12 protein-coding genes are annotated in these 13,627 nt (G+C 25.8%); 6 read left to right on the plus strand and 6 right to left on the minus strand.

The window, feature by feature from the left end; genetic code table 11:
• Positions 1–180: 180 nt before the first annotated feature.
• The 4 genes from XO12_RS10355 to XO12_RS10370 form a co-directional block, all read right to left on the minus strand.
• The gene (locus tag XO12_RS10355) at positions 181–771 is read right to left on the minus strand and encodes a hypothetical protein (protein WP_175420263.1); all 591 of its coding nucleotides are present in this window, start codon (positions 769–771) and stop codon (positions 181–183) included.
• Positions 768–2,129 (minus strand): radical SAM protein, encoded by a 1,362-nt coding sequence (locus XO12_RS10360; RefSeq protein WP_175420264.1) that lies wholly within the window; start codon positions 2,127–2,129, stop codon positions 768–770. The genes XO12_RS10355 and XO12_RS10360 overlap by 4 nt, the downstream gene beginning before the upstream one ends.
• A gap of 111 nt (positions 2,130–2,240) precedes the next feature.
• Positions 2,241–2,405: a hypothetical protein gene (locus tag XO12_RS10365; protein ID WP_175420265.1), complete on the minus strand. Its 165-nt coding sequence runs from the start codon at positions 2,403–2,405 to the stop codon at positions 2,241–2,243.
• A 21-nt stretch (positions 2,406–2,426) separates the two neighbouring features.
• A complete protein-coding gene (locus tag XO12_RS10370) occupies positions 2,427–2,582 on the minus strand; it encodes a huazacin family RiPP peptide (protein ID WP_156166182.1) in 156 nt (51 codons plus the stop codon).
• A 605-nt stretch (positions 2,583–3,187) separates the two neighbouring features.
• On the opposite strand from XO12_RS10370, the gene XO12_RS11380 reads away from it, so the two are divergent.
• Positions 3,188–4,537 carry a hypothetical protein gene (locus XO12_RS11380; RefSeq protein WP_254867729.1) on the plus strand — a complete coding sequence of 450 codons (1,350 nt, stop codon included), beginning with the start codon at positions 3,188–3,190 and terminating at the stop codon, positions 4,535–4,537.
• 47 nt (positions 4,538–4,584) lie between these two features.
• Here XO12_RS11380 and XO12_RS10380 read toward each other — a convergent pair whose 3' ends face one another.
• Together XO12_RS10380 and XO12_RS10385 are read right to left on the minus strand one after the other, a co-directional pair.
• Positions 4,585–6,126 carry an ATP-binding protein gene (locus XO12_RS10380; protein WP_175420266.1) on the minus strand — a complete coding sequence of 514 codons (1,542 nt, stop codon included), beginning with the start codon at positions 6,124–6,126 and terminating at the stop codon, positions 4,585–4,587.
• Between the two features lie 427 nt (positions 6,127–6,553).
• Entirely contained in the window at positions 6,554–8,512 is a 1,959-nt protein-coding gene (locus tag XO12_RS10385; RefSeq protein WP_175420267.1) for an IGHMBP2 family helicase, read from the minus strand.
• A 69-nt stretch (positions 8,513–8,581) separates the two neighbouring features.
• Here XO12_RS10385 and XO12_RS10390 point away from each other — a divergent pair, with 69 nt between their 5' ends.
• The 5 genes from XO12_RS10390 (at position 8,582) to XO12_RS10410 (ending at position 13,346) form a co-directional block, all read left to right on the plus strand.
• Positions 8,582–9,520: a PD-(D/E)XK nuclease family protein gene (locus XO12_RS10390; protein ID WP_175420268.1), complete on the plus strand. Its 939-nt coding sequence runs from the start codon at positions 8,582–8,584 to the stop codon at positions 9,518–9,520.
• 157 nt (positions 9,521–9,677) lie between these two features.
• On the plus strand, positions 9,678–10,058 hold the full coding sequence (gene rbsD / locus XO12_RS10395; protein ID WP_047267274.1) for a D-ribose pyranase: 381 nt from the start codon (positions 9,678–9,680) through the stop codon (positions 10,056–10,058).
• The gene (locus XO12_RS10400; protein ID WP_175420269.1) at positions 10,058–11,536 is read left to right on the plus strand and encodes a sugar ABC transporter ATP-binding protein; all 1,479 of its coding nucleotides are present in this window, start codon (positions 10,058–10,060) and stop codon (positions 11,534–11,536) included. Before rbsD ends, XO12_RS10400 begins: the two co-directional genes overlap by 1 nt.
• Positions 11,536–12,465: an ABC transporter permease gene (locus tag XO12_RS10405; RefSeq protein ID WP_047266450.1), complete on the plus strand. Its 930-nt coding sequence runs from the start codon at positions 11,536–11,538 to the stop codon at positions 12,463–12,465. The genes XO12_RS10400 and XO12_RS10405 overlap by 1 nt, the downstream gene beginning before the upstream one ends.
• Before the next feature lie 11 nt (positions 12,466–12,476).
• A complete protein-coding gene (locus tag XO12_RS10410; protein ID WP_047266449.1) occupies positions 12,477–13,346 on the plus strand; it encodes a D-ribose ABC transporter substrate-binding protein in 870 nt (289 codons plus the stop codon).
• The last annotated feature ends 281 nt before the right edge of the window (positions 13,347–13,627 follow it).

The following is a 13,627-nucleotide window of genomic DNA, read 5'->3' on the forward strand; positions in this document are numbered from 1 at the left end:
TTTATTTATATTTTTAAGTCTGCCAAATTTATTAAAATTAAAGCGTCTAAGTTTTTTAGTTCTTTTTAGTTTTTTCCATTATTTGTATTTCTTTCTTTGATATATACATATTTTTACACAATACTTAATTTAAGCATATACTCTCATTTGTATTTCTCATTGATTGTTTTTGTCTTTATTTCACTTTTCATATTTATTTTCTACTTTTTTGTCCCCTTTTCTTTCCTCTGGTTTATTTTTTACTTTGTTTTCTGGATTGCCTCTCTCTAAATTGAATTCGCTCAATATTATGCTATGAACATTTAAATTTAATAAATTATTTAGGAATGTTTTGTATGCTTTTGAATCTATAGAATTTACATTTGAATTTTTGGTACATACAAAACACGGATAACTTTTCAGTAAAAAACAAAATTCACAATTCAAATTACAACTTGTAGGCATTTGAATATAACATTTATGAATTATTGGGGGTAATTTCTGCATACCTTCAAGAGGAAGAATCATCCCTTTACGAGTTTTTTCTTCATATATAAAATTATCATAAAATTCTCCCATTGTTTCTTTTTTGATTTTTTCTATTACGTCATATGTATAGGATGATTTTACATTTTCAATTTTAATGCCATTTTCTAGCTGTACTAAAACATCAGTCCATGTTTTTTCTAATTCTATCATATTTCCATTTTTTAAATCATAAATTAAACCTTTATTTTCTTTTCCAATAACTAAAATATAGTCTTTGTTTAATTTAAAATATTTATTCTTCATATATACACCCCACATTGTTTATATTTTGAAAACTTGATTAAATCAAATATATTAACTCTTTCCTCTAGCAAATTCCAGATTTCTTCAAAAGATTTTTTTATTCCTTCTTTGATATTTTCACAAATATTTGAAGGATCTTTTTCGAATTCTCCATTCCCTGCTAATAAAGCGAAACAAAGCGGGCACAATCTTGACACAGAACAGGTTAAGCATTCTGACTTTAATTTTTGATTGTATTTTTTTATTATTTTCTCTATTTTTGAATAATCCAACCAGGTTTCAACAGTGCCAATAGGAAAATTATAGTTGATTTTCTCACAGCAATGCAAATCTCCAGAAGGAGAGATTGCTATTTTTTCTCCTGGTACACATGTTCCTGTAAATGGAAGAAATGAAGGTTTACTTTCATATAAATTTACTTTTATATTTCTATTAAGTATAGTAAAATATGATAATCCAAATAATGAAGATAAAAATTTATCATTTTCATTTTTTTTAATTTTCTGGAAATATAAATTTTTTAGTTCGTTCATTTGAGAAAAGAACTTTTCTTTTTCTTCTTTTGAATATTGATTATACCAATTAGTATAAGAATTTCCTATCATATTAAGTCTGATAAGCCTTTCTGATAAATTACTCCTATCAAAAAAATCTTTCATTTTTAATAAATTTGTTCCATAATCATAACACGCAATTATAGAACAATATTTTTTATAATAATAAGGATATTTCTCTTTTATTTTTAATATGTTATTATACACAATTTCAAATGTACCCTTTTCATTTGAAAATACTCGTAATCTATCATGCTCTTTTTTAGAACCATTAAGGCTAAAAGCAAGAGAAATTTCATTTTCAGCAAGAAACTTTATTATTTCATCGTTTAATATAGTTCCATTTGTTGTGATAGTAAAATGACATTTGTGTTTTTTATTTTTTATATATTCTATTATCTTTTTTATTAAATCAAAATTAAGTAAAGGTTCTCCACCATAAAACCCAATAGCTGGAATAAAATATGGATTTTCCTTTTGGGTTTGTGAAATATCCGAGAAGTATTTATCAATAGCTTTTTTAGCTATATTATAATCCATATACACATTATTATGTGTTCTCATATTAGAATATTCTCCCGAATAAGCACAATATTTACATCTAAGATTACAATCTTCGGTAACAATAAAAAATAATTCTTTACTTCCTCTTTTTTTTATATAATTTTTAATATTAGCAATATTAACTATTTTATCATCATAAAAATAACTTTTTTGATATTTATTAGAAAAATTTTTAATATCATCTTTGGATTTTATAAATATAACTTCTCCTGTTTTTGTTTCAAAAATAAAACCCTTCATATTTCCACCTCTCAAATGCATATTTTATATAATTATTTTAAATTTTAGTATATAATACTTAATAAAAAAACCGAGGTGAATTTTATAAAAAAACAATAAATTTAAATTCAATTACAATTTAGCGCCCGTACCAGTTATAGTACCAGAAATACCAGCTGCAGCATCCATTACAGGTATTATAGGAGAATCAGTCTGACATCCAAATCCGCAAATTATTCCACACCCAATAATACATATTAAACCTTCTTCTTTGTTATTGTTATTAATTATTTTCATAAAACTCCCTCCTCATCTAGACTATAATGATATATGTTCTGTATTAGCATATGATGCTACACCCATTGCATCTAACAAAGGGCTCATTGTATCCAGAGAACATATTATAACGCATTCAGCAGAACAAACAATAAAACATTTTAAACTTTCGTTTTTTGCATCATTAACTATTTTCATTTTGTTCCCTCCTGTGATTTTTTTCACCTTGGTAAATCGAAAAATGAAATAATAATTTAACAAATATTCAATTTTTTAATTATATATTACATACATATTTAGGTAATTATACTAAATAATTCCAGGCATTGATGGATTAGATGTTTGGGGAACTTTATTATTTTATTAATTACTATTATCAGATAATATCATCGACTTTGTTCAATAATATTGCTAACAAATATCGTGAATTTTATAACTTAACGATTCATAATAAAACTTTATGAATGTATAATTTTTATATTATGTTGCTGAATGATTAAAAGATATTATTTCAACTTATTCAATTTACAATAATTTTAGCAAAAAAAAAAAATAGTCAACGATATAAAGTAAATTTTGAGTAAATTTATAATCAACTTTTCTTTTCTTAAATTTAATAAATTTACATAATTATTTTATCACCTGATATATTTTTATGGTTAAGTTTTTGTTTAATGTATTGATGCAATTTTATATTCTTGCTATTATTTGATGTTAATGATTAATTAGTTTTATGTTATTGGTTCTCCCACGAAAAGAGTGGGAGAACTAAATTCTTTATTATTCATATTTTTCATCTTCTAATGTTACAATCGGATAAAGCTATTGAATATTATTTATTATGTTTAAAAAATATATGGAGATTTGATTATAGAAAAGCATATAAATATGCCGATTTAACCATTACTACTACTAGTAGTACTATTTTAAAAGAACTTGCAACTCTTGAAAAAATAAGCATTTTATTTAATAATAAAAAGATAAAAAAAGCAAATTTGGAATTGAACAAAATAAAGAGTGAAATCCCATACATCAATAATAAATGTCGTAAAATAATAATACCTGCTATAAGATATATAGAATCAAGATTTTCTAACTTTATAAATAATTCTGGTATTAGATATTGGAGTGAAGAATATGAAAAAAGTGAAGCACAATTATCTTTATTAAAATACTCTGAAGCTAGGCAATCTTTAAATACAAAAAATTTTAAAAAAGCTTTTGATTTATTTGTAGAAGGTTTTTTTCACGCAAAGGAGTTTCCGCATCCTACAATGATATGTGCAGGATTGAATTCTGCTGCGTGGTGGATCAGGAATAAAGATAAAAAGAAAGCATTAGTTGCAGTTGAATTGCTTGAATATTATATTGGTTATTATTTTGAGGATTTCTCAAAAACTTACAATTGGTTTGATACTATTTTTGAAGTGAAAAGAATTAATAATGACTTAGGAATTTTAGAAATAATAAATATTGTAAATCAATTAAAAAAGTATTATCCTGAAATAAATGTAGAAGATAAATTTGATAAAAAGATTGAATTGAAAAAGATGAAAAAGAAGATAAGGGAATCATATAAAATAAATTTTGAAAAACTAAATAAATCGAGAAAAGAAATTCAAATATTATTTTTCGCAATATATAGCGTATTAATAGAAAAACCATATTTTACAAAGAATCATATTTTAAAATTGATTTTTGAAGGAGATAAAGATAAAATCATTAAATACTTCTCAAGGGATTATGAGAAGATGCATTTTTTTAATATAATGTTATCAGATTTTGATGTAAAAGAAGCTGAAAAAAGATTGACAAATTCTGAAAATTTTGAAGAAAGAGGATATGATGTTTCTCCATTTTTCATAGCAAGAAAAAAACTAATCACTGAGCTTTTAAAAAATATGAAGAATTTTAAGGAGTTTATTCTTCACTATTTTGATCTCAGTGATGAAGAAATGAAAATCTTTGATGTGTTTTTGAGAAATTGTGTTCGATATGATATCAAATGGCCTATTACTCCTTATCCAAAAGGAAAAATCCTTGATTTTGCCATTAAATATGGTTTTGGTTATAAACGCGTTGCTCTTGGTTATTTTTCTTTTGAGGATGATGATAGAATTTTGATTGATGAGATTATTGATAAATTCTTATAACAAAATCCCCGTTTTCGGGGATTTTGTTAATTCGAGATTGTATGCAGTTATATCTTTTCAATTATATAATCCTCAATATTCCTTTTTTCTGAATTGATGTTTATCCCTATTATATATATTTCTTTTCCTTTGTATTTTTCATAATATTTCTTTTCTTTTATCTGGTTTATTGCTTCCTCTGCATTTTTATCTACTTTTATTTCAAAAAGATATATCCTTTCATCAAAATCTATTACAAGGTCACTTCGCCCTAAGTTTGTTAATTCTTCTGCTTTTACATCTATTCCTGCTGATGCTATTATTGTGAATATTAATGAGTGATAATACTTTTCTTCTTTTTTGTGTAAGTTATACGGTATTGCACTTATTATCTTCTTTATTTCTTCTATTAATCCTTTTATGTCATTTTTTTCTATTTTTTCATATATTTCATATACCCTTTCATATGCTTCTTCTTTTGGTTTGTAATTTGATTCTAATATTAGTTTTGAAAAACTGTTCTTTACTTCGAGATTTGGATAATCTAATATGTATTTTTCTGTTAATCCATATCTTTTTATTCCCTTAAATGTTAAGTATCCAGCTTGTGTAAAGAATATATTTGCATTTGCATCTTCTATTTCTCTTGTTGAGAAATCCATTGCACTTACCGTGTTTTTTACTAAATCCTCATAGGTTACTTTTTTGTCTTCTATATATTTTGATAGAAATGATGGTGAGCCGCTTTCAAACCAGTAATTTCTGAATTTTTTTTCTTCAAAAAACTTTAATATGGAGAATGGATTATATACAAATTGTTCTCCATCAAAGGAAAAACCATTGTAATATTTTTTCATTTCTTTTAATAATTGATGTTCTGATATTCCTATTTCTTTTGCTGTTTCTTTTATATAATCTTCAAAATAATATTCAAGTTCTTCCTGTGTATAACCCAACATTGTTGCATATTTTTTATTTAACGATATATCATTTAAATTATTAAGTGCAGAGAATACTCCTGTTTTTGTGAATTTTGTAATACCTGTTATAAATACAAATTTTATGTATTCATCTTTTGTTTTTACTTTTTTATAGAATTCTCTTAAAAATGCTTTAAATTTTTCTGCTTTTTCTTTATTGTTTATATGTTCTAATATTGGTGATTCATATTCGTCTATGAGTATTACTGTTTTTTCTTTGTATTTTTTACTTAATTCAGTTATTAAATGTCCAAATCTTGTTGGTAAATTATTTTTTATTGGTGAAATATTATATTCTCTATATAATTCTCCAATTCTTTCATCAAGTGAATCTATAAATTCATCATATGTTGTTAATGTATTATCTGACATATCGAGTTTTATTACAGGATATTCCTTGAATTCCCATTTGTCGTATATATACTTATCTTTAAATAATTCTTTTTCTCCTTTGAATAAATAATATAATGTTGATACTGTTAAGCTTTTTCCAAATCTTCTTGGTCTTGAGAGAAAGGTTGATATTCCAGAATTTGCTAATTCTAATATATATTTTGTTTTATCTATATATATATAATTTTCTATTATTAGTTTTTTATAATCTTGTACTCCTATTGGTAATTTTTTCATTTTCATCATCTCCACATTTGTTTTTTCTTAGTATTATTATAGCATAAATGCATCCTACAAAAAACTGTTTTTATATATTCTCACGAGAATATGGAATTATATAAAGCCATGTTACTAATATACCTGTTAATTCTAAAAATTAGGGTATCCAATTAGTAAAGCAAACGAAAATTCGCAGATTGTCCTTACACACTATCGCGGGTATTGGTTAAAATAATTTTGATTTTATAAAAAATTTTTGTTTTCTATAAAATATTAAAAAAACTATTTACCTTAGATTTTTTATATCTAAAAAATCTAAGCGTAAAATGAAGCCGGTCAATTTTGCACGGATGCAAAATACAGAACATGGATGTAAGTCTGATACGGCCGGCGAGAATGAGCTATTTTTGAGGATTAACAATCAAGGTTTGAGCGACTTTACTTTTTAGACATCGTAATCAGATTTTTTTAACTTAATAATTTCTCCATTTTGCTCGATATATTTTATAAAATCGTTAAATAATGAATAATTGGTTATTGTTAATATATCTCCTATAACGATTAATTTTTTTCTTGCTCTTGTAATTGCAACGTTCAATCTTCTTTCATCTGTTAAAAAACCTATTAAACCTTTTTCATTGCTTCTTGTTAAAGAAAATATAATAACATCTTTTTCTTTACCTTGAAATCCATCAACCGTATTAACTGTATTATTTATTTTTTCTTTTAAATATTTCACCTGATCTTTATATGGTGAAATAATTCCATAATCGATGTTGTTTTTATCCAGAATTCTACTAATTTCTATAACTATTTTTGCTTCTAATGGATTGTATTTTGACGATGATCCTTTTTTTATCACTTCATATTTTTCTTGAATCTCAGAGGTGTCAACAAAAATCAGAGGTGTTTTGTTTAATATTTTATTATACGGATAATTGTCGATATTAACATATATAGTTCTATTTTTAATATTTTTACTGCTTGTTAATATTCCATTATAAAATTTTTTATTAGAAAATTGCATTATTTTATCATTCATTCTATACTGAACTGTCAATATAGAAGAGTTTTCTGGATATTTTTTTATTAATCTTTCAAATAATGTTTTTGATAATACCTTTTTTGCTTTTTCACTTAAAATTGTTGGAGGAAGTTGTTTATGGTCTCCACCTATTATAAATTTTCTCCCACGAACTATTGGTATATAACATGATGGTTCAGTTGCCTGAGAACCTTCATCTATAACAACAGTATCAAATGTAATATTATCCAGTTCTTCAATACCAGCAGAACTATTTGTACTTATAATTACATCACAACTACTTATAATTTTTTTTATCAGAATTTCTTCTGATTCCTCTGCAAGATTATAAAGTTTTTGAACTTCGTTGTTAAGTTTTATCCACTCATACATTGACTTCATGTCTTCAGGAAAAATTCCTCTTGTTCCACGATTTTTTAAGGCGTATTTTTCTATTTGCTGCTCACTTAGTCCTCGTCTTATTTGAGGAATAGGCTTTTTATATTTATCCCTTTTTTCTGATAAATTAAGAGCTTCTTCACGGATTTTTTCAATTTTTTTATAATCTTCATGATTTTCAACGACATAATATAATGAATGGGATATTAAATCTTTATCTATTCTACTCGGATGACCTAATCTACATACTTTTATATCTTTATAACGTATAAGATTAAATAACAAATTATCTGTTGCAGCATTTGAATCGGAAGTTGCTAAAACTTTTTTACCATTTTTTACTTCTTGCATAATAATTTCTGTTAGAGTTCGAGTCTTTCCTGTACCTGGAGGACCATGTATTAGAAAAATATCTTTACTGCCAACTGCTTTTTTCACAGCCTTTTTTTGCGAATCATTTAAATCTTTATCATAAAAAGATAAACTTACGTTTTCAGGTTGCTTTGGTTTCTTATTACCTAAAATAATAGACTTTAAAATTTTAAGCTTTCCTTCACTATAATGAAGTTTTAAAATTGCATTCTGCATACGTTTAAAAGTTATTTCATTTAAATATAAGTCTACTCTAATATTTTTTGATTTTTGGATCCAGATAGGTGGTCTATTTGAAAAAGATACAACAATATATTTATTTCCAATTTCTGTAACAGAACCTGTTAAATCACTTTTTAAAGGATTACCTTTGCTAATCAATACAACATCTCCAACAGAAATATCTGTTTTAAAAGGCTCTTCTCTTCCAAATTTAATTAAATATATTCCCCCAATTTCTTTTCTTATAAATTTACCTTTTAAATTGTTTATAGCTCGTCCTATTTTTTCTCTATTTTTTCCATATAACTTTATTTCATTAATCATAGTTTTTATTTCGGCTTCTTTTTCTAAATCAATAGCTTCGTATAATAATTCTAAATAATTCATATTGTATCTCCTTTCTTTTTTTATAATAGCATAATTTTGTTATAATAAAGTATCGAAAGGTGGGATAATATGATTGGTGAATATCCGGAAAAATCCTGGTCATTTTCAAAAGACAAATTATTATCGAAATGCCCAAGGGCATATTATTATTCTAAATTTCTGATATGGGGCGGTTGGGAAAAAACGGCACCAGAAAGGTCAAAAATGGCCTATAGACTAAGTAAACTAACAACTATTGAACAATTTTTAGGATCTTTAATACACGATTATATTGCTAATAACATAACAGCTTTAAAAACTCCTGATTTAAAAATGGCATTGAAAAATATTGGATATGAATTTAATAAAGCTGTATATTATTCAAAAAAGTATCAAAAAGAATGGGAGAAAAATCCTAAAAGTATAGTTATGTTTTATTCTATTTATTATAAAAATAGAAATATATTTGAAAATGAATTTGGAAAAAAAATAAAAGAAAAAACTAAAATTTTGCTTCAAAATTATTATAATTCTAAAACGTTAAAAGATATACAAAACGGTATAAAAATAATGGAAATAGACAAAGAAAATAATTTTTCTTCTTTTTTTATTGATGATTATAAAATATATTCTATAATTGATTTTATGTATAAAAAAGGTAGTGAAGTTATTATCGTTGATTGGAAAACTGGTAAAAAATCAAAAGATGATGACTTTCAATTAAAATTATATGCATTATATGCTTATAAGAATTATACTATTAATTTAGAAAAAATCACATTGATAAATGAATATTTGCTGGAGGGTATTTCTGAAGAAAAAAAATATAACAAAGATGATATTTTAAAGGTAGAAGAGCATATTAAATCAAGAATAAAAATACTCGAATCTTATTTAAAGGATAAAAAAAGAAATATTCCAAAAGACGAAAGGTTTTTTCAGGCAAAACCTTCAAAGTATAATTGTAAATGGTGTAATTTCAAAGCAATATGTCCAGAGTATAAGGAAAATTTTATTAATAAAAATTAAATAATATTAATATAAAATTAAAAAATGCTTCTATTTAGAAATAATTGGTTCAAATCCCTGTTTGTTTTTTGTTATTGGATTTTGAATAATATGTAAAGTATGTTATTCTTATTTCAGAAAACGTTTTCAAGAACGTTTTCTGAAAGGGGTGAATTCGGTGAAAAAAAAAGGAATATTTAATTCTGAAATTTCTTCTGTAATTGCTTCCATGGGACATACTGATACTATTGCTGTTGTAGATATGGGTTTTCCAATTTCAAAAGATATTAAAAAAATTGATTTAGTAGTAGATATCGGCACTCCAACACTCGAACAGGTTACAAAAATTCTATTAAAAGAATTACATATAGAAAAAATTATTATTGCTAAAGAATCATCTGAAGATTTTATAAATTTAATTAAAAAGTTTAATAAAAATATTGAGTTTGTATCTCACGAAAATCTAAAAAAACTTTCTACTAATTGTAAAGCTATAATTAGAACTGGTGAAAATAAACCTTATTTTAATGCTATTTTTGTTTCAGGAGTGATATTTTAATGTTATTAGAATTAATAAAAGTGACAAAACAATTCCCCGGTGTTTTAGCTTTGGATAATATAGATTTTAAACTTAATCCTGGTGAAGTTCATGCCTTGTTAGGTGAAAATGGAGCTGGAAAAAGCACTCTGATAAAAATTATAGGAGGAGTAATAAAAGCTGATAAAGGAAAAATAATTTATAATGACGAAGAAATTTCTTTTTCAAATCCTTCAGAAGCAATAAATCGTGGAATCGCTACTATACATCAAGAATTAAATTTATTTGAGGATTTAACTGTAGCAGAAAATATTTTTATTGGAAATATAAATAAATTCTTTGTAAATAAAAAACAGTTAATTGATGAAGCTCAAAAAATTTTAACAGCTAATGATTTTAATATAAAAGCTGAAACAATTGTAAAAGATTTAAATACATCAGAAAAACAATTAGTATCAATAGCAAAAGCTTTATCCTTGAACTCAAAAATTATTATTATGGATGAACCAATAGCAGCTATAACTGAACATGAAACTAAAAATCTTTTTAAAATAATAAAAGAGTTAAAAAATAATGGAATAGGTATTATTTTTATTTCTCATAGATTAGAAGAAGTTTTTGAAATAGCCGATAAAGTTACTGTTTTAAGAGATGGGAAATATATTGGTAGTGGTTCTGTAGATAATTTTTCACAGGAAGATCTTATAAATATGATGGTTGGAAGAAAAATAGACGAGATGTTTCCTAAATATAATAAAATTGAAAATAAAGTAATTTTTTCTATAAAAAAACTTAAAGTGGGAAATGTAATTAGAGATGTTTCATTTGATGTAAAAGAAGGTGAAATCTTTGGAATAGCTGGATTAGTAGGATCTGGAAAATCCGAAATTCCTTTAGCCATTTATGGATATATACCAGCAAAATGGGAAAGTTTAATAATTAATAATAGAAAAATAAAAAAAATAGATAACCCTAACAAAGCCTTAGAATATGGTATAGCACTGGTTCCAGAAGATAGAAAAAGCATGGGATTGATATTAGAATTAGATATTATGAAAAATATAATAATCCAAAATATTAAATTAATTGAAAAGTATGGTATATTATTTTGGAAAAAAGCTAAAAAAATTGCAAAAGATGAAATTAAAAAGTACTCTATCAAAGCAACATCATACAAACAAAAAGCTGGAAATTTATCTGGAGGAAATCAGCAAAAGGTTGTATTATCCAAAGTTTTAAAAAGAAATCCAAAAGTGGTTTTTCTGGTTGAACCGACAAGGGGTATAGATGTTGGAGCAAAAGTAGAAGTCTATAATATAGTTAATAATTTAGCTAATTCAGGAAATGCTGTAATTTTTATATCTTCAGAATTACCTGAGATAGTAAGTTTGTGCGATAGAGTTATGGTTATGCATAGAGGTAAAAGTATGGGAATATTAGAACAAAAAAACATAAATCAGGAAAACATTTTAAAGTTAGCTACTGGAGTTGATATTTAATGAATGGAAAAATTATTTTGAAAAAAATGAAAGAATATCCAGCAATAGTTGGTTTTATAGGTATTTCAATATTTTTTTCAATTTTAAGTGATAGGTTCCTTACAATATCTAATATAATTAATGTCTTTAGACAGGTTTCTATTCAGGCGGTAATGGCTTTTGGTATGACTATGGTTATAATATCAGGAGGCATAGATCTATCTGTTGGATCTATTTTTGCACTATCTGCAGTTATAATGGCATCTGTTTTAAAAACTGGTTCTATCTTTTTAGGTATAATAACAGCATTAGTTATAGGCGCATTGATGGGATTTGTTAATGGATTTATTATAGCAAAAGGGAGAATCCAACCATTTATTGTAACACTAGCAACTATGGCTATTGGTAGAAGTTTAACATTAGTATATACTCAGGGAATGCCTATCTCAGGGTTTTCTTCAAGTTTTAGAGTTATAGGAAGAGGAGATTTTTTCGGAATACCTTATCCTATAATAATTATGTTAGGTACTTTTACTTTGATATGGTATATATCATCAAATACAAAATTAGGATTATATACATATGCAATTGGCGGAAATGAAATGGCAGCTAAACTTAGTGGGGTTAAAGTTGTTAAATATAAAATAGTTATATATATGATTAGTGGAATTTTATCAGCGCTAAGCGCTATACTTTTAACCGCCAGGCTTAATAGTGCCCAACCTACATTTGGAACAGGATATGAATTAGATGCTATTGCAGCTGTTGTTTTAGGAGGAGCGAGTTTAACCGGTGGAAAGGGTAGTGTCGTTGGCACTATTTTTGGAGCTCTAATAATGGGAATAATCAATAATGGACTTAATTTATTAAACGTATCTCCCTTTTACCAACAGGCTGTAAAGGGTATTGTTATATTAATTGCAATACTGTTGGAAAGGGAAGAAAAATAGGGGGTGTATGTATGAAAAAAACTGTATTATTTGTAACATTTATTATTTTATTTTCATTGATGGCATTTAGTATTAAAATCGGATTATCTCTTTCAACATTGAACAATCCATTTTTTGTTGAGTTAAGGAATGGAGCTTTACAAGAAGCAGTAAATCAAGGTGTGGATATAGTAGTTGTTGATGCCCAGGATAAATCGTATAAGCAACTAAATGATATCGAAGACCTTGTTCAACAAAGAGTTGATTTAATAATTATCAACCCTACTGACAGTGATGCTATAGTCGCTGCAGTTGAAGAAGCAAATGATGCAGGTATTCCTGTCATTACTGTCGACAGAGCAGCAAATGGTGGCAAGGTTATTTTGCATATTGCTTCTGATAATGTTGCTGGTGGTGCTATGGCAGCAAAATATATTGCAGAACTTTTAAATGGCAAAGGAAATGTAGTAGAATTGGAAGGTATTCCTGGTACTTCTGCTGCAAGAGATAGAGGTAAAGGCTTTGAAAATGAATTAAAAAAATATCCAAACTTAAAGCTTATAGCCAAACAAACGGCTAATTTCAATAGAGCAGAAGGATTAACTGTTATGGAAAATTTATTGCAAGCATATCCAGATATCGATGCAGTTTTTGCTCAAAATGATGAAATGGCATTAGGTGCAATAGAAGCAATTAAATCAGAAGGAAAATTAGGAAAAATTGTCGTTGTTGGTTTTGATGCTATCCCAGATGCTATTGCAGCTGTAAAAAATGGTGAAATGGCAGCAACTGTTGCTCAACAACCTTCTTTAATGGGGGAATTAGCAGTTAGAAAAGCTGTTGAATATTTAGAAACAAAGACTATTTACATACCAGTTAATTTAAAATTAGTAGTAAAATGAGCGAATTCAATTTAGAGAGAGGCAATCCAGAAAACAAAGTAAAAAATAAACCAGAGGAAAGAAAAGGGGACAAAAAAGTAGAAAATAAATATGAAAAGTGAAATAAAGACAAAAACAATCAATGAGAAATACAAATGAGAGTATATGCTTAAATTAAGTATTGTGTAAAAATATGTATATATCAAAGAAAGAAATACAAATAATGGAAAAAACTAAAAAGAACTAAAAAACTTAGACGCTTTAATTTTAATAAATTTGGCAGACTTAAAAATATAAATAAA

The sequence above is a fragment of the Marinitoga sp. 1154 genome (assembly GCF_013363285.1).
In the GTDB taxonomy this organism is placed as follows: domain Bacteria; phylum Thermotogota; class Thermotogae; order Petrotogales; family Petrotogaceae; genus Marinitoga.

Bases quoted from the DNA above. Each gene is read 5' to 3' on its own strand.
- XO12_RS10355 (WP_175420263.1), bottom strand. From the start codon at position 771: ATGAAGAATAAATATTTTAAATTAAACAAAGACTATATTTTAGTTATT.
- XO12_RS10360 (WP_175420264.1), bottom strand. From the start codon at position 2,129: ATGAAGGGTTTTATTTTTGAAACAAAAACAGGAGAAGTTATATTTATA.
- XO12_RS10365 (WP_175420265.1), bottom strand. From the start codon at position 2,405: ATGAAAATAATTAATAACAATAACAAAGAAGAAGGTTTAATATGTATT.
- XO12_RS10370 (WP_156166182.1), bottom strand. From the start codon at position 2,582: ATGAAAATAGTTAATGATGCAAAAAACGAAAGTTTAAAATGTTTTATT.
- XO12_RS11380 (WP_254867729.1), top strand. From the start codon at position 3,188: ATGTTACAATCGGATAAAGCTATTGAATATTATTTATTATGTTTAAAA.
- XO12_RS10380 (WP_175420266.1), bottom strand. From the start codon at position 6,126: ATGAAAAAATTACCAATAGGAGTACAAGATTATAAAAAACTAATAATA.
- XO12_RS10385 (WP_175420267.1), bottom strand. From the start codon at position 8,512: ATGAATTATTTAGAATTATTATACGAAGCTATTGATTTAGAAAAAGAA.
- XO12_RS10390 (WP_175420268.1), top strand. From the start codon at position 8,582: ATGATTGGTGAATATCCGGAAAAATCCTGGTCATTTTCAAAAGACAAA.
- XO12_RS10400 (WP_175420269.1), top strand. From the start codon at position 10,058: ATGTTATTAGAATTAATAAAAGTGACAAAACAATTCCCCGGTGTTTTA.
- XO12_RS10405 (WP_047266450.1), top strand. From the start codon at position 11,536: ATGAATGGAAAAATTATTTTGAAAAAAATGAAAGAATATCCAGCAATA.
- XO12_RS10410 (WP_047266449.1), top strand. From the start codon at position 12,477: ATGAAAAAAACTGTATTATTTGTAACATTTATTATTTTATTTTCATTG.